We start from the raw sequence: 22781 nt of genomic DNA on the forward strand, positions 1-22781 counted from the left end.
CTAACGTTACCTCAATGTTAATAAAAGTGTTAAAAAAAATGAAATTTAACTCTGGAAAAAAGGAGGAATAAATTAGATATTTGACTTCGTCCAAATATTAATCTAAATACATTTCCTCATGCAAATAACACATATCCAGAAGCGGGATTTTTCAACAAAACCATTCCAGTTAAACAAAATTACTAATGCAATTCTAAAAGCCATGACTGCTCTAGAACATGGGAGTTTAGAGGATGCAGAGCGTATTTCTCAGAGTGTTTTAGAGGTGTTATTAAAGCAAAAAGAAAAAGAGCCAAAGTATGTGCCAACAGTAGAAGAGATACAGGACGGTGTTGAAAATGCCTTAATGGAAAACTCCTTTTTTGATGTTGCTAAAGCATACATACTTTACAGAGATGAACAAGCAAGAAAACGTAAGACAAACATCTTTGAAAAACGAATTAACCTTAAACCTTATGAATATCCCGATTTGTATGAATATGTGCCCGCAATAAGGCATTCGTATTGGATTCATACGGAGTTTAATTTCACAAGTGACATTCAAGATTTTAAAGCAGGATTATCTGATGTTGAGCGAAGTGCAATTAAAAACACAATGCTTGCTATTTCTCAAATAGAAGTTGCAGTAAAATCATTTTGGGGAGATATCTATCACAAAATGCCAAAACCAGAAATAGGTTCTGTTGGAGCAACATTTGCAGAAAGTGAAGTAAGACATCATGATGCATATTCTCATTTATTGGAAATTTTAGGTCTTAATAAAGAGTTTAATGACTTAAAGAAAAAGCCAGTAATAATGCGTCGTGTGCAGTATTTAGAAAACGCTTTAAAGAATTCTAAAAGTGAAGACAACAGAGCTTATGCAGATGCCGTTTTATTGTTCTCATTATTTATTGAGCATGTATCTCTATTTTCTCAGTTCCTTATAATAATGGCATTCAACAAGCATAAGAATGTATTAAAAGGTGTTTCTAATGTTGTAGAAGCAACATCTAAGGAGGAGCAAATCCATGGTGATTTCGGAATAGATATTATCAAAATCATCAAAAATGAAAACCCAGAATGGTTTGATGAAGATTACAATGTAACAGTTCAGGATATGTGCAGAGAGGCCTTTGATGCAGAAAGTAAAATTGTGGACTGGATTTTTGAGAAAGGTGAAATAGACTTCTTACCAAAAGCCGTTGTAAACGAATTCCTTAAAGATAGATTTAATAGATCTTTAAATAGTATTGGAATAGATACAATTTTTGATACTGACGAAAAATTATTAAAAGAAACTGAGTGGTTTGACGATGAAATTATAGGAACCAAACATGGTGATTTCTTCGTGAAACGATCAATCAACTATAGCAAAAGAACCCAAAGTATAACCAGTGATGACCTTTTTTAAAAATGATAGAACAAAACCAGATTAATAGCGCAAACCAAACAGAAAATAAAACAGAAAACGAGTTAATAAATGCAAGAAAAAAGTCGTTACAACAAATAAAAACCAAAACTGATGGTGACTTTAGTTGGTTAACAGACCATAGCCGTAAATTTTTAGCTTCGGGTTATTTAACAGAAGGAGTATCGGCAGAAGAACGCATTAAAGAAATTGCAGATAGAGCAGAGCATATTTTAGGAATTCCTGGTTATGCAGATAAGTTTTATAACTACATGTCTCTAGGATATTTTTCACTATCATCACCAGTATGGTCTAACTTTGGTAAAGAAAGAGGTCTTCCTATATCTTGTTTTGGATCTCACGTAGACGATGATATGGGTAACATTTTATATACCCAATCAGAAGTTGGTATGATGTCTAAACTAGGTGGTGGTACATCGGGTTACTTTGGTAAAATAAGACATCGTGGTGCTGCTGTAAAAAATAACGGTCAGGCTTCTGGTGCAGTGCATATTATGCAATTGTTTGAGTCTATGGTAGATGTTGTGAGTCAAGGATCTGTGCGTCGTGGTCGTTTTTCACCTTACTTACCAATTAGCCATCCAGATATCATGGAGTTCTTAGAAATAGGAACAGAAGGAAATCCAATACAGGAGTTAACACATGGTGTTACAGTTACTAACGATTGGATGCAAGAAATGATTGATGGTGATGTTGATAAGCGTACGGTTTGGGCAAAAGTACTACAAAGAAGAGGTGAGATGGGTTATCCATACATCTTCTTTACAGACAATGCCAATAATGGTGCAGCAGATGTGTATCAGGACAAAAAGATGCCAATCTATGCGAGTAACTTATGTACAGAGATTATGTTACCTTCTAATGATGATTGGTCTTTTGTATGTTGTTTATCGTCATTAAACGTGTTGCACTACGAAGATTGGAAAGATACTGATGCAGTTGAGACTATGATCTACTTCTTAGATGCTATAATCACTGAGTTTACTGAAAAATTAGAACGCTATAAGGACTCTCCAAACAGAGATGATCAACAGACATTCTTATTTATGGAGCGTGCATATAACTTTGCTAAAGATAACAGAGCTTTAGGATTGGGTGTTTTAGGATGGCATTCTTTATTACAATCTAAGATGTTAGCATTTAACAGCCAAGAAGCATTTAATTTGAATAGTGAGATTTTTAAAGTTATAAAAGAGAAATCTTATAAAGCATCTGAAGAATTAGCTGCTCAGTTTGGAGAGCCAGCAGTATTAAAAGGATATGGTAGAAGAAATACAACGTTAAACGCTGTGGCACCAACAACATCTTCTGCATTTATCTTAGGACAAGTGTCTCAAGGTATTGAACCAATTTGGTCTAATATTTATGTAAAAGATATTGCAAAGATTAAGACAACGATAAAGAATCCATATTTAGAAGCGTTTTTAGAGTCTAAAGGCCAAAACACTACTGAAGTATGGAGAAGTATTAGAGATTACGATGGTTCTGTACAGCATTTAGATTTTATGACAGAAGAAGAGAAGGATGTCTTTAAAACTTATTCTGAAATCGATCAAATGGATATAATCTATCAGGCAGCTAATAGACAAAACCATATAGATCAAGGACAGTCAGTGAACATTATTGTACACCCAGATATGTCTGTAAAAGAGATTAACAAAATCCACGTTACAGCATGGAAATTGGGCTTAAAGTCACTGTACTATCAGCATAGTATGAATGCCGCTCAAAAGTTCAAACAAAAGAAAGAGTGTGCAAGCTGTGAAGCATAGATTTTTAGACTATTGAATATAAAAAAACCCGATTTCTCAATCGGGTTTTTTTATTGGTATAACTAAAAATTATAGTGGAATATTCCCATGCTTACGCTTTGGTTTATTAATTTCCTTATTCTCTAGCATACTAAAGGCTTTAATTAATTTTCTTCGTGTATTTTTTGGTAAAATTACTTCATCAATATAACCACGCTCTGCAGCACTGTATGGATTAGCAAAAAGTTCTGCGTATTCTGCTTCTTTTTCTTTCCATTTCGCTTCAGGATCTTCTGCAGCAGTAATTTCACGTTTAAATATAATTTCAGCAGCACCTTTTGCGCCCATCACAGCAATTTCGGCATTTGGCCAAGCAAAGTTCATGTCGGCACCAATATGTTTAGAGTTCATTACATCATAGGCACCACCATAAGCTTTTCGAGTAATAACCGTAACTCTTGGTACAGTTGCTTCACTAAAAGCATATAATAATTTAGCACCATGTACTATGATACCGTTCCATTCTTGATCTGTTCCAGGTAAGAAACCAGGTACATCTTCAAATACTAACAGCGGAATATTAAAGGCATCACAAAAACGTACAAATCGTGCTGCTTTTTTAGAACTATTTACATCTAATACTCCTGCTAGAAACATGGGTTGGTTAGCAACTATTCCTATGGATTTTCCACCAAGTCTGGCAAAACCTACGATAATATTTTCAGCATGGTCTTTATGAATTTCATAAAACGAATCAGTATCTATAACACCTTCTATAACACTATGCATGTCGTAAGGTTTGTTAGGATTATCCGGAACGATTTCAGAAAGATTGTCTCTTACTTCGTCTTTAAGTTCAAAGACTAAATCTTGTGGTTTTTCTCTGTTACTTTGTGGTAGATAGCTTAAAAGTTTTTTAACGTCCTCAAGACATTCTACATCGTTTGAAGAGGTCTTGTGTGCAACACCAGATTTGGTAGAGTGCACACTTGCACCACCAAGTTCTTCACTGGTTACTTCTTCGTTCGTTACCGTTTTTACAACATTTGGACCTGTTACAAACATGTAACTGGTATCTTGTACCATTATTGTAAAGTCTGTCATTGCAGGTGAATATACAGCACCACCAGCACAAGGACCCATGATAGCAGAAATCTGAGGAATAACACCTGATGCTTGTACATTTCTGTAAAAAATATCGGCATAACCACCTAGAGAGCGTACACCTTCTTGGATACGTGCACCACCAGAATCGTTAAGACCTATAATTGGAGCACCAACATTAACAGCCATATCCATGATTTTGCAAATTTTTTCGGCATGTGTTTCAGATAGAGAACCTCCAAATACCGTGAAATCTTGTGCAAAAACATAAACTAAGCGTCCATCAACATTACCATAGCCTGTAACGACACCATCACCATAAAACTTTTGATCTTCCATGCCAAAGTCTTTGGTTCTATGAGTTACTAAAGCACCAATTTCTTCAAAAGAGCCTTCATCTAACAAATAAAGAATACGCTCTCTAGCTGTTAGTTTTTTCTTTTCATGTTGCTTATCTATTCGTTTTTGACCTCCACCTAATTTAGATAAGGCCATTTTTTCGTTAAGTGTTTTTATTTTAGAACTCATAGTATCTTAATTAGGTAGTCTTAATAATTTTTGGTCTTCCAGATATTGCTTCAAAGCTAATTTGGCAGCAATTTCTGCTTCAGCTTTATGTTGCTCTTCTAAAAGACTAGGTGAGTAGTATTTTTTTACAAAATGAGTGTCGAAGTTTCCACTTCTAAACGCATCGTGCTCACAAACAAAACGACCAAAAGGTAATGTAGTTTGTACACCTTTAACGTGATAGTTATCAATTGCTTTTATCATAAGCTCAATAGCTTCTGCTCGTGTTTTGCCATAAGTGATCAATTTAGATAGCATTGGATCGTAATAGATTGGTACGTCCATACCTTCTTCAAAACCGTTATCTACACGAATATTTTCACCAACAGGTAATTGATAGACTTCCAAATTACCAACACTTGGTAAGAAATCATTCATAGGATCTTCGGCATATACACGAAGTTCTAAGGCATGACCATTAATTTTTAAATCTTCTTGTTTAATGTCTAAAACTTCACCACGAGCCACTTTAATCTGAAGCTCAACTAAATCAACACCAGCAATCCATTCAGAAACAGGATGCTCAACTTGTAATCTAGTGTTCATTTCTAAGAAATAGAAATTATGGTCGGCATCCATTAAAAATTCAACTGTACCAGCACCAACATAATCACAAGAACGTGCTACGTTTATTGCTGCTTGTCCCATTTTTTCTCTTAATTCTGGAGTTAATATGGCAGATGGAGCTTCTTCTACAACTTTTTGATGACGACGTTGCACAGAACATTCACGCTCAAAAAAATGAACAATATTGCCATGTGTATCTGCCATAACCTGAATTTCGATATGTCTTGGAGAGGTGACGTATTTTTCAACAAAAACAGAACCATCACCAAAAGCAGAAGTAGCCTCACTAATGGCACGCTTCATCTGGCTTTCAACATCTTTCTCATTTTCAACAACACGCATTCCTTTTCCACCACCACCAGCAGCGGCTTTTATGAGTATAGGTAGGCCAATTCGTTTTGCAATATCAACGGCTTCTTTTGGATCCGTAACAGCATGGTCTACGCCAGGTACCATCGGAATATCGTAATCTTTAACAGCATCTTTAGCTGCTAATTTGTCTCCCATCATTTTTATGGCTTTAGAACGTGGACCAATAAAAATAACATCATTTTTTTCGCATAACTCAGCAAAATCTGCATTTTCACTTAAGAAACCATAGCCAGGATGGATACCATCGACATTTAATGATTTTGCGACTTCAATAATTTTATCACCTTTAAGGTAAGATTGGTTAGATGGTGCAGGACCAATGCAAACGGCTTGGTCTGCATATTTTACATGCGGTGCATTTCTATCGGCTTCAGAAAATACAGCGACTGTTTTTATTCCCATTTTTTTTGCAGTTCGCATGACACGAATTGCAATTTCGCCACGATTGGCAACTAATATTTTTTTCATTTTATTCGAATTCGATTAAAAGTGCATTTTTTTCAACAGTGTCTCCTTGATTGACTTTTATAGATTTTATAACTCCATCACGAGGTGAGTTGATAACATTTTCCATTTTCATAGCTTCAAGAATTAATATTGGGTCATCTTCTTTTACTTCTTGCGCTTCTTTCACATTAATCTCTAGAATTAAGCCAGGCATTGGAGCTTTAATATCGTCTACTTTTTTGGAAGCACCGATTTCAAAACCTAATGCAGCAATTTGCTGATCTAAGGCATCGTTAATAACAACATCATAAGTGTTGTTATTCACTTTAACGCTGTATGTTTTTTTGTTGAAGTTTGAACTAACAATGTTAGCTTTAATAGAACTGTTGTTTTGAAGAATATGATACTTATTTGTTGAGGTTTCAACAGCATCAAGTTGGTCTACTGCTTCTTGGTTGATGTCAAACTCATAAGAAGCATTAACTTTTGCTTTATACATATGTAGAGGTTTATTAAACTTTGGCTAAGTTATATTTTAATAGACTTCTAAAATATGAAATAAATCAGGTTTACAGAAAGACTTTAAGTGATTATAACATTTTAATGATGTAATAAAATATGTTTTTAATCGGTTTTGAAAGTTGAATTGTCTTGATGACAGCGTATGGCTTTTCTTGATAAAATAACACCAACAATTAAAGACACAAAAGCACCAATAGAAATACCAGGAATAAATCTTATGAATAGGAAGAAATCATACGCACCATGAAATAATACAGCTAAAAATAAACCAGCTATATTATATTTTATTCTGTTGTTAGAAAACTTGGCTAAGCCCATAAAATAACCCATTAACACTCCAAAAGTTGCATGAGCAGGTACAGCTGTAAATGCTCTAAGAATAGCGGTTTCGTAGCCTCCTTGTAACACATACATAATGTTTTCTGTGCAAGCAAAACCCATGGAAACCATAACTGCGTAAATGATACCATCGTAAGGCTCGTTAAAGGCTTTTTTGGGTTGGGCAAAATATTTTACGATAACATATTTACTAAATTCCTCAGAAAGTGCAACAACCACAAAAGCCTGAATAAATTGCTGCCAAACACTGTATTCATCTGTAATAGGAATAAATCGTCCTGTAATAAGATAGAGAATGGTTACGATGAAGATACTAACAACTGCACCAAAAAGAAAATTAGCAATTAAAAGTCCTACAGGTTCCTTTTCATATTTATCATGAAAATAAATGTATATGATTATTGTTAATACAGGTGCAACAGCACAAAGAATTAAATTCATAGTTCTAATTGGGCTTTAATTGCATCTAAGATAAAATTATAATACGATTTGTTGGTTGGTATAAAGTGATTGTTTGTTTCACTTTGACTTAGCAAAGCCTCAAACTCATTAAAAGTAACGAGTTTTAGAGCCTCAACCTCTTCTTCTTGTGGTTTTAAATCTGTTAGATTTACTTTTAATTCTGCAATATAAACCTGATGAAATTCATTATCTTGAATAGTGCCGTTAGCATACGAACTTTCATAAAGTTTTGTGCCTATTTTGGTTAACTCATCAGCGTGTAATGTTAAACCAAGCTCTTCTTTGGTTTCTCTAAGAGCAGCTTCTATAAAGGATTCACCAGCATCTATATGTCCTGCTGCCGAAACATCCCAAAGTAATGGGTGAATTGCCTTTTTATGAGATCGTTGTTGTAGAAGAATTTCACCATTTTTAGTGTACAGCCAAAGATGAATGGTATTGTGATACCACCCGTTTTTGTGTGCCTCAGATTTAAGAGCGGTTTTTCCTGTTGGTTCACCACTAGCGGTGACTATATCTATGTATTCATCCATATAAAAAGATTCCCACTTTCGTGGGAATTTTTGATTATTTAAAATAGCTAAATGTTTCTCCGTCTTTTATTTTTAGAATCGTTTCGTAAATGAGTTTTATCACATTTTCAACATCATCTTTATGAACCATTTCAACAGTTGTATGCATATAGCGTAACGGCAAAGAGATGAGGGCAGAAGCTACACCACCATTGCTATATGCAAAAGCATCGGTATCTGTACCTGTAGCTCTAGATAATGCAGCACGTTGAAAAGGTATTTTCTTTTCTTCAGCAGTATCTGTAATTAAATCGCGTAACTTCTGCTGTACAGCAGGAGCATAAGCAACCACAGGACCATCACCAATTTTCGCCAGACCTTGTTTTTTAGGATCTATCATTGGTGTTGTAGTGTCGTGTGTTACGTCAGTAACGATTGCTACATTTGGTTTTATAGTTTGAGTAATCATCTCTGCACCACGTAACCCTATTTCTTCTTGAACCGAGTTGGTAATGTAAAGCCCAAATGGTAATTTCTTTTTGTTTTCGTGAAGTAATCTTGCTACTTCAGCAATCATAAAACCACCCATTCTATTATCTAGTGCTCTACAAACAAATTTGTCTTTATTTAGAATATGGAATTCGTCTGGGTAAGTAATTACACAACCTACATGAACACCCAATTTTTCAACTTCGTTTTTGTCTTTTGCACCGATATCTATACAGATGTTATCTGGTTTTGGTGATTCTTCTTTTGAGCGGTCTCTAGTATGTATGGCAGGCCAACCAAATACACCTCTTACGATGCCCTTTTTGGTATGAACATTTACAATTTTACTAGGTGCAATTTGGTGGTCGCTACCGCCATTTCTAACCACATATAACAAACCATTGTCTGAGATATAGTTAACATACCAAGAAATCTCATCGGCATGACCTTCTATAACGACTTTGTATTTTGCCTTTGGATTTACTACTGCAACAGCAGTTCCGTAGGTATCTGTTATAAATTCATCTACATACGGTTTTAGGTAATCCATCCATATCTTTTGCCCATCCCATTCGTAACCTGTAGGTGAGGCATTATTTAAATATTTTTCTAAAAAGTCCATCGACTTTTTGTTGAGTAATTGCTTTTTAGCCATTGGTAAAAATTTTCCTTAAAAATAATAATATTAATACGAATTTAGGGTTAATGGAAGTAATAATTGTTAATTTTGAATTCCCTGAAATTTGTTCTTTGGAACGGTTTTAGATACCAATTTCAATATGAAATATATAACCTATATAGCTTTGTTGTTTTCAACGTTGATTTTTGCTCAAGAAGATCCTGTAGAGCAAGATTCTACCGTTGTACATTATATGATTATTGAAGGGGATTCTATTCCGGTTACTGAAGTTGAATTAGATGAAGTGTTGATGCTTCCTAATCTTAGTTTTAAAGATAGAAATGCACGTATTAGATATATAATCTTAAGACGAAAAACACACAAGGTATTTCCGTATGCAAAATTAGCGGCAGAGCGTTTAGAAACTTTGCAAAAGCGCTTAAATCAGTTGGAGCGAAAACGTGATAAAAAGAAGTATGCTAAAGTAATACAACGGTATATAGAAGATGAATTCTCGGCTGAGTTAAAAAAGCTCACAAAAACCGAAGGGCAAATATTGGTAAAGCTTATACACCGACAAACAGGCAAAACTACTTTTGAGCTCATTAAAGAATTGCGGAATGGTTGGCGTGCCTTTTGGTTTAATAGTACCGCAAAATTATTTAATATTTCCTTAAAGGAAGAGTTTAATCCTTTAGCAGTAGAGGAAGACTATTTAATTGAAGATATTTTACAGCGTGCCTTTCAAAATGGGCAATTAGAAAAACAAGAGCCAGCATTTGAAATAGACTATTATGCCTGTGTAAATAAATGGTCTAAACCAAAAAAGAAGTCTAATAAACCAGAATAACTAATGCGTACACAAACCAAACTAGAAGAACAACTTAATGCTTGGTCTCATGGTATTGGTGCTGCTCTTGGGATTGCTGCATTAGTTTTGCTTATTGTTTATTCAGATAATACTAAACCTTGGAGTCTTTTTAGTGTTATTGTTTATGGTATTTCTTTAATTATTTTGTTTTTGGCATCAACATTTTATCATGCGGTAAAAGGGGAGAAGCGTAAGCATAATTTTAGAATTGTAGACCACATAAGTATCTATTTGCTTATTGCCGGAACTTACACTCCTGTACTTTTAATTGCATTAAGAGATAGCCTTGGTTGGCCATTGTTTTGGGTAGTTTGGGGAATTGCTGCTTTTGGACTGGTGTTAAAACTCTTTTTTACAGGCAGGTTCGAAATCTTTTCAACACTATTGTACCTTGTAATGGGATGGCTGATTGTTTTTGATTTTGCTAACCTTTCTAATGCTATTGGACCAACAGGTGTGTTGTGGCTATTTGCTGGTGGCTTAGCGTATACTATTGGTATTGTTTTTTATGCTATCCAGAGAATTCCTTATAATCATGTTATCTGGCATTTATTTGTTTTAGGAGGTGCTATTTGCCATTTCTTTATGATTTTTAATCATGTGATTTAAGATTCTTTTTTAATGATTTTGGATATGGTGTAAGTGCTGGAATGGTTTTTATTTCACCTCTATTGGTGTAATGGTGTAACCAAGTTTTTTAAGTTGGCTTATTAAGCCACAGTCGAACATTAAATGACTTAAACCAACAGCAATAAAGCAGTTTTTTTGCTTTAGCATATTGCTAATAGACGTCATCCACTTGTTGTTTCTGTCGGTAAGTATAAGTGTATTTGTACACGTTGTATCCAGCTTATAGTCAATTTGCATTTGAGAATACCAATCTGTTTCTTCACAGGAATTTGAATTTTCAGTTCTAATCTTGTTTATAATGTTGGCGAGTCTCCTTTTGTGTGTTCTACGTGGCATTCCTTCTACATCTTTATTAATTAGCTCTATTTGTTCTTCGGTAGTTTCTAATCCGTAAAGTGCTATATCCTGTTCTGTAGCTTTAGAACTTATATAATCATCTAAAGATAGAGAAGTGTCATTTGCATTTTTGTTTAGGCATATCTGTTGCTTAAAATATCGGTTAAGAAATGTATACATTTCTGTTGGTGTCATCTTTTTATAATCTGTAGGACTATTGGCAAATAGATCTTCAACATAAGCTAGGTCTTCTTTAACTAGATATTTATTCCACTTTACTTCTGTAGTTCTTTTGTTTATAATGTCCTCAGCCATTTTTCCTTGAATATTCAAGTTTTCCTTTATCAATACATCGCAAGACTTTAATGCTTGATTAGCTTTTGATAATGAGTCAAAAAACGTTTTTCCAAAAGCATGATGTGTTCCAAATAAATAAGAAACGTTTTTATGATCTGTGGAAGTTACTTTAAACAATATGGTGTTAAAAGAGGAGCTAGAATCTATTTTGGTTTTATTTTGACATGTTGCAATTTGAAACGAAAACAACGAAATGAGAAAAAGAAAATTAAGGACTTTGATTGTTTTATGCTGCATAAGATTTTTTTATAGTTTCAATTCCTAACAATTAAAAATCGATTCTTAAATTTAAGAAAATCGTTCTGGATTATAAACACATGCTATTGTCTTTTAATGTTGTTTAGATTCAGAGTTTATATAATTAATCGAACGCCACCTAATTGTTCTATCTTATAAGGGAATTTGTTGCCTGGAGAACCAATGAACATAAAGTTGATTGGGATGTTCCATTGGATAGAAAGTTGCTTAATGAGCTCAGGGCCAAAAGTTCCCTCTAATGCTATGAATTCAATTTTAACCTCTGGATATTCCCTGTCGAGTACTTCAATATCTGATTTAAGTCGTTCAGGAATTGTTTCTCCTTCTTCTATAACAGAAACTACTTTCAGTTTTTTAGTATGTTCATTTTTACTGATATAAAGCATTACTTTATTTAGAGTGGCAACATCATCATCCTTAGTAAAAAACACAAATTCTTGAGAGTTAATGTCTTCAATTAGCCTCAGGATATTGCGATTAATTTTTCGCACACCTTTTTGAACAGGTTCAAACAAATATTTAATTAATTCTAAGATAGCTCTCAATAGCTTTGTTCTATTGAGCATTACCAATACAAAAAGGAACGTAGGTATAAAATACTCTAAGAAAACTCCTAGATAAGGAGGATTCATAATAGCGTTTCCAACTATTGCAGTTATTACTGCAATAATAGCAAGAATAATTGCTATGGGTGAAGCTTTTATAGGTCTTGGCAGTTTAGAACGTCTTAATTTTAATAAGATATTACCAAAGCCAAATAATGTCATAACCAATAAAAATGAAATGGTGTAAACGCCTGCTAGAGCACCTAATTCACCTTTAGTAATCATCAATATGGAAATACACATTAAGAAAAACATTATCATTATGCGATAAGAGCTACCTCTATTGTTTTTCTTTAATAGGAATTGAGGTAAAATACGGTCTAGTGTCATTCTTTCCAACAAACCACTTACTCCAACATAAGAAGTTAGTACAGCTCCGCTCAGCACCAATGCAGCATCTATTGAAATGAGTGTAGACAACCAATTTCCTCCAACACGTCCTCCCATAAAAGAAAGTAATGCTTCTTGATTGGTTTGCACATCTGGTATTGCAATAATTGCCAATGCTAAAAAAGCCATAAGTGGATTGAATACACTTACAACAACCCACATATTTCTTAATGTTTTAGGAAAAACACCATCACTTTGTTCTTCAACAAAATTGGCAGAGCTTTCAAAACCAGAGATCCCCAACATAGCAGCAGCAAAACCAAAGAATAGGGCTTGTGTTATACCACCTTCAACAGGTTGTGAGTAATTATCAAAAAATATATCAAAACCATTTTGAAATAAATACCACCCACAAAACCCAGCTAATAATGTTAAGGAGACTAGGTGAGTTATAAAGATGACAATAGCAACTTTAGAAGATTCTCCTATACCTAAAATGGTTAATCCCATAAATATTGCCAACAAGACAATAGTAGTTATAATGACAGGTATTTCGTGCCATATGCTATGAACATAATGCATAGCCTCACTCGCTGAAATTACAGCAGTTGCCATATAAGATAATAAAGTGAGAGTAGCAGCTAAAGAGGCTGTTGACTTACTGGTTGTGTTTAATAAAGCATTGTATGCACCACCATTAAGAGGTAATGCTCCTACGACTTCACCATAAATTTTTCTGAATAAAAATAGTACTCCAGCAACAATAAGTAGAGCAAGCCAAGCATATTGCCCTGCGTATATTATTGCCAGTGCAGAAACATAAAGACAAGATGAGCTAATATCATTTCCACAAATTGCTGTGGCTGCTAGTTCGCTTAATTTTTTTATTGGTTTTTGACTCAAGTGATTTATGTTTTTGATTTACAATAGTCTGTTAAAACTATCATTATTAGGATTAAAGTTAACGATTTTCCATTTAGTATGGATGTTTGTCAAATTATAGGTTTTCTTCTCAAAATGTAATTGTTACACCCAGTCCAAATTCTCTTCCGTTATAAAAAGGGATAGCAATGCCATTTGTAACTTCTTTGTCTTTAAAAATAGATTTTTTTATAAATGGATGTAGCCAATAAGCAATTTTAGTACTCAAAATTCCAATTCCAGCTCCTGTTGCTACATCGGTTAACCAATGTCTGTTGTTATACATTCTAAAAATTCCGGTTCCAGTAGCTATTAAATAACCTGAGATCCCGTACCAAACAGAAACGTCTTTGTATTCTTGATATAAAAATTCTGCACCCATAAAAGCTGTAGCAGTATGTCCTGAAGGGAACGAATTTTTTGAGGAACCATCAGGTCTTTCTACATTGCCTGTATGTTTTAAAATATTTACGGTTCCACCCATAATTAAATAAGCTGTTCCTAATATAATTGTTCTGTCTTTAAAATTGTTCTTGCCTTTGTTTCCAAAAGCATTTAGCGCATACACCGATAAAAATGGACTATATTGAGAAAAATCATCTATTGTAAACTTAGAATCGATATGTTCATTAAACTCATTTTGAGTGCTTTCATTTAGTATTTTTAATGAATGATTTTCAAGACCAAAAACTCCATATCCAATTAAAACCGTTGGAATTATAAGAGATTCATATTTAAATTTTACAGTTTTTTTGTTTGCTAATGAATCAATTAAAGTATTCTGTCCTTTAGCTTTAAATATGCAAAAGAGTAAAAAAAGAAGGATTAATGTTCTATTCATCTGGTATATATGGCTTTCATTATTTTGTCTTAACTTCCGTTAAACAAGCTTCAAATAAAGCTATGTAGATTTTATGAGAACTAAGTGTAATTCTTTAATTAACTTTTACATTGGGTTAAAGCCATTCTGTAATACGTTACAGAATGGCTAAAACAATTAACTAATCAAAAAAAATGAAAACAACTAGTTCCAACCACCACCTAAAGCTCTGTAAAGTTGCACTTTACCATGAATTTGTTTTAACTTGGTTTCTATCAATTCCATTTCGGCATCCAAGACTTCTTCTTGGGTCAGGAGAACTTCTACATAATCGGCTTTAGCAAATTGAAACAAACTATTAGCAATGTCAACCGACTCTTCTAATACTTTTACTTCTTGAGATTTGGTATCTACACTATGGGTGTAATTATCGAGTTTTGCCAATTGATTCAACACATCTGTGTAGGCTTGCAAAAGGGTTTTTTCGTAGGTGTACGCCGTTTGTATTTGCATTGCTGATGCCATGTTAAACTTGGCTTTAATTGCTGCTCTATTAACCAATGGAGCCATTAAATCTCCAGCGGCATTAAATAATAACGATTTAGGTTTAAATAAATAGCTTGGGTCAAACGCCTGATAGCCTAATCCGGCTTTTATATCTAATCTAGGATAAAAATTAGCCTTAGCAGATTTTACATCCAATTTTGCCGCTCCCATTTGTAGTTCAGCCTGTCTAATATCTGGGCGATTTTCTAGTAGTTGAGATGGAATACCTGCTTGCAAGCTATCTATTTTAAGATTCATAAATGAGTTTGAGTTTCTATTCAATTGTCTCGGATACGTACCAGTGAGAAAATGTATTCTATTTTCAGTTTCTACTATTTTCTGCTTAATGGCATATTGTTGGTTCTGTGTGTTGAGCAATTGAGCTTTAAATCGATTAACCACCAATTGATTAGATTTAGCATACTCCTTTAATTGCTTAACTTTTTCGTAGGCCTCGGTTTGAATAGTAACGTTTCTGTTGATAATTTCCAACAAATTATCTAAGGCCATCAACTCGTAATAAGATTCGGCAATTTCTGAAACCAACTGAGTGACTAAAAAGTTTCTCCCTTCCGTTTGTGCTAGATAACGCAGTTGAGCAGCATCTTTGGTATTTCGTAACTTACGCCAAATATCAACTTCCCACGAAGCTGAGAGTCCAAGTTGAAAGTCGTTTAATGGCTCTGGAAATTCCTTGCCTTCATCGATTTCTAAATTGTGTTCCACGGCGCCGTTACGTGTAAATCGCGAAGCCTTTTCTGTACCGCTACTAAGCCCTATGTCTACAAAAGGTAAATACTCTCCTTTCTTTTCAAGTACTTCATTTTTACTTATTTCAATTTCTTGCAATACAATATTAAGTTCTTGGTTATTGACCAGAGCACTGTCAATTAATGCATTTAAATATGTATCCTTGAAGTAATCTCTCCAGCTAATTTTTGCTATGCTCGTACTATCTAAAGTAGTGTTTGTAAATTGTTTTGGTATTGTATTTTCAGATTCTTTAAAAACAATTTTTGGAGCATTACAACTCCATATAACAACTCCAATACAAAAGACTATTACATGTTTTATATTTATGAAATTTTTCATCATTTTTATTTTTTTCTTCGCGCTGCTTTTAGCAGAACATTTAATTTTGAAATCTTTTTTAATAGGGTAGCATTAGAACTTTGACTTTTTACATAAGCCTCAGATAAAGACGAATGTGCCTCATCTTGAAGTAAGTTTTTACCTTCAATCATTTTTCCAAAGAAATAGTATAAACCAGGTATTACAAAAACACCTATCAAGGTTCCTAGCAACATACCTCCCATAGCCGAAGATCCTATTGTGCGGTTACCAACAGCTCCTGCACCATGAGCAATAACTAATGGGATTAGTCCTGCGATAAAAGCAAAAGAGGTCATTAAAATAGGTCTAAATCGCATTTTAGCACCTTCAATAGCAGCGTTAAACACATTTACGCCTTCATTGTGCCGTTGTACACCAAACTCAACAATCAAGACAGCATTTTTACCCAGTAAACCTACTAGCATAATCATTCCTATTTGGGCATAGACATCGTTGGCTAAGCCCATCATTTTGAGCATAGCGAAGGATCCAAATATCCCGATTGGTAAGGATAGCAATACAGCTAAAGGCAATACAAAACTTTCGTACTGAGCAGCCAAAACCAAATACACGAAGAATAACACAATTATAAAAATATAAATGGCTTCATTACCTCTTTGTGATTCATCAAATGATAAATCTTCCCATGCAATATCATAGCCACGAGGTAACACCTGTTCAGCAACTTCGCGTATAGCGTTAATAGCATCACCAGTAGTATAGCCATCGCCTGGTAACCCTCTAATTGCTGCTGAATTGAATAAGTTGTATCTCGTAATTTCGTTTGGCCCTTGTGTTTTCTTTATTTTCATAAAAGAAGAATAGGGCACCATTTCACCATCTTCATTTTTGACAAATAGAGACGTTAAGTCTGATGGATATCTACGGTACTCGGGTGCGGCTTGTGTGTAAACTTTGAAGAATCGCCCAAAACGAATGAATCCTTGCTCATAAGTACTACCAATTAGGATGTTAAGATTTTCCATAGCTTTACCAATAGAAACACCCTTTTGCATTGCCGATTTATTATCAATTTCCAACTCATACTGAGGGTAATTAGCAGCAAAAAAGGTAAACAATCCTTTGAGCTCTTTGCGTTTTTTAAGAGCGGCAAGAAATTCTTGGTTTATTTTATCAAATTCTTGATAGTCGGTTTCACCACCTGACTTATCGAGTAAACGCATCGATATACCACCTGAGGATCCAAAACCTGGTACTGCTGGTGGTTCAAAATATTCGATAATAGCACCTAAATCTTTGGTTTCTTCCTCTAATTCTTCCATTATTTCATGAACGCTGTGTTTACGTTCTGACCAAGATTTAAGATTTATAAGACATGTTCCCGCATTTGATCCACGACCCTCAGTCATAATCTCATAACCAGCCAAAGAGGTCACCGATTCTATATCTTCATATTCTTCAGCGATTTTCTGTAATTTTTGTGCAACACTATTGGTAATCTCTAGTGTAGATCCTGGAGGAGTTTGGATAATGGCATAAATAGTCCCTTGGTCTTCGTTAGGTACAAAACCCGATGGTAGAATTTTATTTGTATACATAATTCCCGCTAAGAAAATTGCTAAAATTCCGAAGGTTACTATCCTACGAGCTATGATTTTGTTTAGGACAGCAACATATCGACCAGTAATTTTTTCAAAGATTCGGTTAAAGCCATCGATAAATTTATCAAATAATGATTTTTTACGTTTGCCGTGGTGATTTCGTAATATCATTGCACAGAGCACAGGCGTGAGTGTTAAGGCTACAATACCTGAGATTAATATTGAACTTGCCATGGTTATGGAGAACTGTCGATAGAATACACCTACCGGACCACCCATAAATGCAATAGGGACAAAAACCGAAATCATGACTAAGGTAATAGCGATAATTGCACCACTTAACTCACCTAGTGCCTTTTGAGTGGCTTTATAAGGTGTTAAACTCGGGTCTTCTTCCATTTTGGCATGAACTGCTTCAACAACCACAATAGCATCATCTACAACAACACCAATAGCAAGCACTAGTGCAAATAGTGTTATTAAATTGATGGATAATCCAAACATCTGCAACACAAAAAAGGCACCTATTAGTGATACAGGCACAGCAATAATAGGTATTATGGTAGAGCGCCAATCACCTAAGAATAGAAACACAACTAAAGCAACTAAAATAAAAGCATCACGAATGGTATGCACTACCTGTTCAATAGATGCGTCTAAAAATTTAGAGACATCATAGCTATATTCGTATTTTATTCCTTGGGGAAAATCTTTTTCGAGTTCTTTTAGTTTTTCCTTTAGATCTTCTATAACTGTACTTCCGTTACTACTTGGAGTTTGTTTAAGTACAATAGAGGAAGAAGGGCGACCATCTAAATTAGAATAAATATCAAAAAATTCGCTTCCCAATTCTACTTCTGCAATGTCTTTGAGTTTTATTAGCTCACCTTCCTCATTCCTACGGATGATAATGCCTTCATATTCTTCGGGTTCGTTATATCTACCTTGATATGTTAGTACGTATTCTAGTGATTGGGCTGTTTTTCCTGAGCTTCGCCCTAGACGTCCAGGACGTGCAATGATGCTTTGCTCTTCCATAGCTTCTAAAACCTCTTCGGCAGAAATTTTATAGGCACGCATTCTGTCAGGTTTTAGCCATACACGCATGGCATATTTTCTCGAACCTAGTATTCGTGCCTGAGCAATTCCGTTTATACGTTGTAATTCAGGAACTATTCTTGTGTAAGCATAATTATAAAGAAATTTTTCATCGATGTCCTTACCGTCTTCACCGTATAAATCCACATATAACAGCATACTTGGTTGAACAGGTGTAATTACCACACCTTCTCGCTGAACCAGTGGTGGTAAATTAGGCATAACTTGATCGACTCTGGTTTTTACACGGACTACTGCTTGGTTAGGGTCTGTACCAGGTTCGAAAATGATGCGAATAGTTCCTTCTCCAGCACTAGTAGCATCTGAGGCTATATAACGCATTCCTTGAACTCCATTGATAGAAGTTTCAAGGGGAATCAATGTAGATTTAGTAAGCACGTCAGCACTTGATCCAGGGTATGCCACAAAAATGTTTACTGTAGTTGGGGCAATTTGTGGAAATTGTGAAATTGGCAATTGATTAATGGCAAGAAGTCCTGTAAAAACAATCATTACAGAAACTACTATAGCCAAAACTGGCCGTTTTAATATATTTTTAAACATGTGTTCTGATTTTTGTTAGAAAATGAAATTACTCTGCATGCAAGTGTAAATTCTCTATGACTGACGTAGGATCTACTTTTTCGGCTTCAATATGGTCACCATTTTGAACTTTGCGTAAGCCCTCTAGAAGGAAATTATCATTTAATTTTAATCCTTCACTTACAAGAAAAATATGGTCTAATTCTCCTACAATTTTCACCTCTTGAGAATTTATTTTCCCTTGCTCATCTACCAGAAAAACAAATTTTTTGTCTAAAACTTCGAATGTTGCTTTTTGAGGAATCATGGTAACATTATTTAACTCTTTTGGCCAGAGAATGTTACCGGTTTGCCCATGTCTAAGCACTCCTTTTGGGTTGTTGAAAGTTGCTCTAAAGGCTATGTTACCAGTAGTATTGTTGAAATCGGATTCAATGGTTTCTATAATGCCTTCTTCTTGAAAGATTTGCTGATTGGCTAATTTAAGATGTACATGATCTTTTTCGGAATTTTTGTCTTGCATAGCATAATCTAAATATTCCGCTTCAGGAACATTAAAATACACCCACATTTTACTATTATCAGAAAGGGTCGTTAATAATTCGCCTTCATCGAGTAGACTACCTAGGCGAACATCTTCAAACTTCCCTACGATACCATCAAAAGGGGCACGTATTTCTGTGAATTTTAAATGTGTCTGAGCGAGTTGTAATTCAGCATTAGCTTTTTGAAGTTTTGCTTTTGCTAGAACAGCTTCATTCTGAGAAACTATATTTTTATTGGCCAAGGCTTTGACATTATCATATTCTGCTTTTGCAAATTCTACTTCAGATGCAGCTCGTTGTGCTTCAGCTTGATAGATGGTAGGTTGAATTTGAAATAATAACTGGCCTTTTTTAACGTGTTGACCTTCATCGACAAATATTTTTTGAAGATAGCCTTTTTCTAAAGCACGTAATTCAATATGTTGAAATGCATGAATTTGAGACACATATTCTTGATTAATTATAGTGTCCTTTTGAATAGGGTTTGTTACAGGAAAGGTTATAGATTCTTCGTGTTTTTCTTTTTTTGTTTCGCAGCTTGTGAATGCTAGTGTAAGTAATACTGCAAAAACGGTTACAATAAATTTTGTTTTCACTTTTTCTGAAATTTTTATAATTTGATGTAGTTATGTTATTGCATCGATTTTATAATGCAATACGGTATGGAAGACAGCCTAAGTAAAAATTTTAATTCTACTTAGATGCAATAAATCAAATTATAAAAACCTGAAATTGGAGGAATAACCTTTCTTTAGGTCTAGTTATTGTATTGGGTGATCGGAAAACACTCTTTTCTAGCTCTTTTGAAAAATTTTCGAAAAGAAGTGCATTAATAAATGCAGTTGCAAATAGAATATCAGAGTCTGATTTTGTTTTAATAGTAGACTCTTCATTCTCAGATTCATCAATTTCTGGTACTTCAGCATAGTAATCCTTATCAGACGTTTGATGAATAGGTAAGTATTGAAATGAACCAATGCCTTGATCTTGTATATACTCATTTGAGTAAGTATGACTATGACCAACAGAATTAGCTGCATTTGCATTGTAGCTAGATAATAAACCCAGCAGCAATGCTAATGTAAAATACAGATATGTTCTAAAAGAATATTTCATTTCAGCGGTCAAAATTATTGCAATCAAAACACATTAACAAAAAAAAAGGTAATTTTTAATCTTAATTTAAGAATCCTATCACTTAAGATGCTTTTATAATATCCTTGTATTCTTCAAAGAAAGTTTCAAACAACATCATGTTGGTGTTAAAGAATTCCATAACATCACGCCATGTGTTTTTGTTGTGTATAGACACTTTTTGTTCTAAAGGAAGGTAAATGCGCGAGATTTCTTTGCCGTTATCTAAATAGTATTCTTCTTCATAAATAGCATCTGGTAAGTAATCTGTATGCAAAATGTTTTTTAGTGCTTCTAGTTTTTCCCAGCAATTAATGCGGTTTTCGAGATCGTCTTCTAAATCTAAGGATATAAGAGCATTTTTTGTGTCGAAATGAAATTTAAAAGATAGCCCTTTAATCTTAGTATTGTAAAGCAACCACTTTCTTGGAAATGATTTTCCAAAACTAGTCCAGAATTCCTGACGCAATAACCGACTTTCTTCTTTACTAAACATCTATATAAAGTATGCAATTAATACACCTAAGCTAATAGCAATTAGCTTGGATAAATTAAACTTATGTCCATCTCCCGTTTCAAACAAAATTGTAGTAGAAATATGTAAAAAGATACCAATCACTAAAGCGTTAATACTCATAAGTAGGGTAGTGCCTATAGATGTTGCATTAGATACCAATGTACCTATAGGTGTCATTGCTGCAAATACCAACATAAAACTTATAGCCTGAACTTTTGTATACTTTGATTGTAATAAAAAAGATATTAATAGTGCCGCAATAGGTATTTTGTGTACTAAAACACCATAGACCATATCGTTATGTTGATGGATAGGAAAGCCTTCTAAAAAACTGTGAATACATAAGCTGATAAACAATAACCATGGAAAAGCAGTGTCTTTTTTATGTATGTGAACATGACCATGCTCAGCACCTTTAGATAAAAACTCTAAAATAATCTGTAGCATGATACCACACATTATAAAAAGACCGGTTTTTTTGGCTTCTAAATGCTCATAGACTTCTGGGAGTAAATCAAAAAGTGTGAGTGCCAATAAAAATGCTCCACTAAAAGAAAGTAGCAATTTGGTGTAAATTGATTTTTGCTTTTTGGTTAAAAAGGCAATGGTAACACCAATAATTATAGCATATATGGGAAAAAGATACTTGTTCATTTTATTTAAAAATCATAATCAAACGCTCAGATGTTTTTGGGTAGTATTTACCGAGTTTATAATCTCCAAAAACATCTAATAAATGGACACCAGCTTTTTCAAACAAAGTTTGAAAGTCGACTAAGGTTAATGCTTTTACACGTTCTTGAAATTGGTATAACTCACCATCAATTTCAAAACTAATATCTTTAATAATATAGCCGTCTTTAATGCTTCTTTTTTGATGAAAATCTATGCCTTCAACCGTTTTTATATCCTCAGCAACTAAGTTGTCGATTACATAATTAACGTTCATAAAATCGATGACTCCAAAGCCATAATCATTTAATTCTTCTTTAATAGAAGCAATAGTTTTTAGGTTACAACTCTCATCTTCAAAATAACCAAAACTAGTGAATAGGTTAAAAACAGCATCAAAAGTTTCTGGATAAGGTTTGGTCATATCGTGTACAACAAACCTTAGCGTGTCATTTTTAAATTGGCTAGCGTGTTTTATACTCTGTTCAGATAAGTCTATTCCGGTAACATCAAAACCTAGTGTATTTAAATAAATAGAGTGTCTGCCTTTACCACAAGCCAAATCCAAAATTTTTCCACCCTCTGGAATATTGAGGTAATTGGTGAGATTATCCATAAAAAGCTGTGCTTCAGCATAATCTCTGTCTTTGTATAAAATATGGTAGTATGGTGTATCAAACCACGACGCGTACCATTGTTTTGTAGAATTTGTCATAACATATTACGTCCTGCAAAAATAGTTTAAATTTGCAATCTATTTG

At 34.2% G+C, this 22781-nt stretch carries 20 protein-coding genes; 4 read left to right on the forward strand and 16 right to left on the reverse strand.

Annotation, left to right across the window (positions count from 1 at the left end; genetic code table 11):
- Nucleotides 1-118: 118 nt before the first annotated feature.
- Both MST30_RS12035 and MST30_RS12040 read left to right on the forward strand, forming a co-directional pair.
- Nucleotides 119-1393 (forward strand): ribonucleotide-diphosphate reductase subunit beta, encoded by a 1275-nt coding sequence (locus MST30_RS12035; protein ID WP_243471658.1) that lies wholly within the window; start codon nucleotides 119-121, stop codon nucleotides 1391-1393.
- 2 nt (nucleotides 1394-1395) lie between these two features.
- Nucleotides 1396-3183, forward strand: coding sequence for a ribonucleoside-diphosphate reductase subunit alpha (locus MST30_RS12040; RefSeq protein WP_243471659.1), 1788 nt, complete (start codon nucleotides 1396-1398; stop codon nucleotides 3181-3183).
- A 69-nt stretch (nucleotides 3184-3252) separates the two neighbouring features.
- Here MST30_RS12040 and MST30_RS12045 read toward each other — a convergent pair whose 3' ends face one another.
- The 6 genes from MST30_RS12045 to MST30_RS12070 all read right to left on the reverse strand — a co-directional run bounded on the left by MST30_RS12045 (nucleotide 3253) and on the right by MST30_RS12070 (nucleotide 9198).
- Nucleotides 3253-4794 carry an acyl-CoA carboxylase subunit beta gene (locus MST30_RS12045; protein ID WP_243471660.1) on the reverse strand — a complete coding sequence of 514 codons (1542 nt, stop codon included), beginning with the start codon at nucleotides 4792-4794 and terminating at the stop codon, nucleotides 3253-3255.
- A 6-nt stretch (nucleotides 4795-4800) separates the two neighbouring features.
- Entirely contained in the window at nucleotides 4801-6240 is a 1440-nt protein-coding gene (accC, locus tag MST30_RS12050) for an acetyl-CoA carboxylase biotin carboxylase subunit (protein WP_243471661.1), read from the reverse strand.
- A 1-nt stretch (nucleotide 6241) separates the two neighbouring features.
- Complete coding sequence (locus MST30_RS12055) at nucleotides 6242-6718, reverse strand: acyl-CoA carboxylase biotin carboxyl carrier protein subunit (RefSeq protein WP_243471662.1); 477 nt, start codon at nucleotides 6716-6718, stop codon at nucleotides 6242-6244.
- Between the two features lie 125 nt (nucleotides 6719-6843).
- Nucleotides 6844-7521 (reverse strand): PrsW family intramembrane metalloprotease, encoded by a 678-nt coding sequence (locus MST30_RS12060; RefSeq protein ID WP_243471663.1) that lies wholly within the window; start codon nucleotides 7519-7521, stop codon nucleotides 6844-6846.
- On the reverse strand, nucleotides 7518-8075 hold the full coding sequence (locus MST30_RS12065; protein ID WP_243471664.1) for an NUDIX hydrolase: 558 nt from the start codon (nucleotides 8073-8075) through the stop codon (nucleotides 7518-7520). Before MST30_RS12065 ends, MST30_RS12060 begins: the two co-directional genes overlap by 4 nt.
- A gap of 34 nt (nucleotides 8076-8109) precedes the next feature.
- Nucleotides 8110-9198, reverse strand: coding sequence for a M42 family metallopeptidase (locus MST30_RS12070; protein ID WP_243471665.1), 1089 nt, complete (start codon nucleotides 9196-9198; stop codon nucleotides 8110-8112).
- Between the two features lie 124 nt (nucleotides 9199-9322).
- Between MST30_RS12070 and MST30_RS12075 the strand changes: the two genes are divergently transcribed.
- Together MST30_RS12075 and trhA are read left to right on the forward strand one after the other, a co-directional pair.
- Nucleotides 9323-10012, forward strand: coding sequence for a DUF4294 domain-containing protein (locus tag MST30_RS12075; RefSeq protein WP_243471666.1), 690 nt, complete (start codon nucleotides 9323-9325; stop codon nucleotides 10010-10012).
- A gap of 3 nt (nucleotides 10013-10015) precedes the next feature.
- Nucleotides 10016-10642 (forward strand): PAQR family membrane homeostasis protein TrhA, encoded by a 627-nt coding sequence (trhA, locus tag MST30_RS12080; RefSeq protein WP_243471667.1) that lies wholly within the window; start codon nucleotides 10016-10018, stop codon nucleotides 10640-10642.
- A gap of 48 nt (nucleotides 10643-10690) precedes the next feature.
- Here the strand turns inward: trhA and MST30_RS12085 are convergent, their stop codons facing one another.
- From MST30_RS12085 to MST30_RS12130, 10 genes are all read right to left on the reverse strand, one after another.
- A complete protein-coding gene (locus MST30_RS12085; protein WP_243471668.1) occupies nucleotides 10691-11593 on the reverse strand; it encodes a TraB/GumN family protein in 903 nt (300 codons plus the stop codon).
- A 116-nt stretch (nucleotides 11594-11709) separates the two neighbouring features.
- Nucleotides 11710-13452 carry an APC family permease gene (locus MST30_RS12090; protein ID WP_243471669.1) on the reverse strand — a complete coding sequence of 581 codons (1743 nt, stop codon included), beginning with the start codon at nucleotides 13450-13452 and terminating at the stop codon, nucleotides 11710-11712.
- A gap of 109 nt (nucleotides 13453-13561) precedes the next feature.
- Nucleotides 13562-14311: a phosphatase PAP2 family protein gene (locus tag MST30_RS12095; protein ID WP_243471670.1), complete on the reverse strand. Its 750-nt coding sequence runs from the start codon at nucleotides 14309-14311 to the stop codon at nucleotides 13562-13564.
- A 183-nt stretch (nucleotides 14312-14494) separates the two neighbouring features.
- Complete coding sequence (locus MST30_RS12100; protein ID WP_243471671.1) at nucleotides 14495-15931, reverse strand: TolC family protein; 1437 nt, start codon at nucleotides 15929-15931, stop codon at nucleotides 14495-14497.
- Between the two features lie 2 nt (nucleotides 15932-15933).
- The gene (locus MST30_RS12105) at nucleotides 15934-19173 is read right to left on the reverse strand and encodes an efflux RND transporter permease subunit (RefSeq protein WP_243471672.1); all 3240 of its coding nucleotides are present in this window, start codon (nucleotides 19171-19173) and stop codon (nucleotides 15934-15936) included.
- A 28-nt stretch (nucleotides 19174-19201) separates the two neighbouring features.
- Nucleotides 19202-20293 carry an efflux RND transporter periplasmic adaptor subunit gene (locus MST30_RS12110; RefSeq protein ID WP_243471673.1) on the reverse strand — a complete coding sequence of 364 codons (1092 nt, stop codon included), beginning with the start codon at nucleotides 20291-20293 and terminating at the stop codon, nucleotides 19202-19204.
- A 115-nt stretch (nucleotides 20294-20408) separates the two neighbouring features.
- A complete protein-coding gene (locus MST30_RS12115; RefSeq protein WP_243471674.1) occupies nucleotides 20409-20825 on the reverse strand; it encodes a hypothetical protein in 417 nt (138 codons plus the stop codon).
- A 70-nt stretch (nucleotides 20826-20895) separates the two neighbouring features.
- Nucleotides 20896-21327: a DUF4268 domain-containing protein gene (locus tag MST30_RS12120; protein WP_243471675.1), complete on the reverse strand. Its 432-nt coding sequence runs from the start codon at nucleotides 21325-21327 to the stop codon at nucleotides 20896-20898.
- Nucleotides 21328-22002, reverse strand: a complete 675-nt coding sequence (locus tag MST30_RS12125; RefSeq protein ID WP_243471676.1) for a ZIP family metal transporter — start codon at nucleotides 22000-22002, stop codon at nucleotides 21328-21330.
- Between the two features lies 1 nt (nucleotide 22003).
- Entirely contained in the window at nucleotides 22004-22735 is a 732-nt protein-coding gene (locus MST30_RS12130) for an SAM-dependent methyltransferase (RefSeq protein WP_243471677.1), read from the reverse strand.
- Nucleotides 22736-22781: the final 46 nt, after the last annotated feature.

Source organism: Winogradskyella sp. MH6, from assembly GCF_022810765.1.
Taxonomy (GTDB): Bacteria; Bacteroidota; Bacteroidia; order Flavobacteriales; family Flavobacteriaceae; genus Winogradskyella.

Coding starts and splice junctions, on each gene's coding strand:
- MST30_RS12035 (WP_243471658.1), top strand. CDS start 119: ATGCAAATAACACATATCCAGAAGCGGGATTTTTCAACAAAACCATTC.
- MST30_RS12040 (WP_243471659.1), top strand. CDS start 1,396: ATGATAGAACAAAACCAGATTAATAGCGCAAACCAAACAGAAAATAAA.
- MST30_RS12045 (WP_243471660.1), bottom strand. CDS start 4,794: ATGAGTTCTAAAATAAAAACACTTAACGAAAAAATGGCCTTATCTAAA.
- accC (WP_243471661.1), bottom strand. CDS start 6,240: ATGAAAAAAATATTAGTTGCCAATCGTGGCGAAATTGCAATTCGTGTC.
- MST30_RS12055 (WP_243471662.1), bottom strand. CDS start 6,718: ATGTATAAAGCAAAAGTTAATGCTTCTTATGAGTTTGACATCAACCAA.
- MST30_RS12060 (WP_243471663.1), bottom strand. CDS start 7,521: ATGAATTTAATTCTTTGTGCTGTTGCACCTGTATTAACAATAATCATA.
- MST30_RS12065 (WP_243471664.1), bottom strand. CDS start 8,075: ATGGATGAATACATAGATATAGTCACCGCTAGTGGTGAACCAACAGGA.
- MST30_RS12070 (WP_243471665.1), bottom strand. CDS start 9,198: ATGGCTAAAAAGCAATTACTCAACAAAAAGTCGATGGACTTTTTAGAA.
- MST30_RS12075 (WP_243471666.1), top strand. CDS start 9,323: ATGAAATATATAACCTATATAGCTTTGTTGTTTTCAACGTTGATTTTT.
- trhA (WP_243471667.1), top strand. CDS start 10,016: ATGCGTACACAAACCAAACTAGAAGAACAACTTAATGCTTGGTCTCAT.
- MST30_RS12085 (WP_243471668.1), bottom strand. CDS start 11,593: ATGCAGCATAAAACAATCAAAGTCCTTAATTTTCTTTTTCTCATTTCG.
- MST30_RS12095 (WP_243471670.1), bottom strand. CDS start 14,311: ATGAATAGAACATTAATCCTTCTTTTTTTACTCTTTTGCATATTTAAA.
- MST30_RS12100 (WP_243471671.1), bottom strand. CDS start 15,931: ATGATGAAAAATTTCATAAATATAAAACATGTAATAGTCTTTTGTATT.
- MST30_RS12105 (WP_243471672.1), bottom strand. CDS start 19,173: ATGTTTAAAAATATATTAAAACGGCCAGTTTTGGCTATAGTAGTTTCT.
- MST30_RS12120 (WP_243471675.1), bottom strand. CDS start 21,327: ATGTTTAGTAAAGAAGAAAGTCGGTTATTGCGTCAGGAATTCTGGACT.
- MST30_RS12125 (WP_243471676.1), bottom strand. CDS start 22,002: ATGAACAAGTATCTTTTTCCCATATATGCTATAATTATTGGTGTTACC.
- MST30_RS12130 (WP_243471677.1), bottom strand. CDS start 22,735: ATGACAAATTCTACAAAACAATGGTACGCGTCGTGGTTTGATACACCA.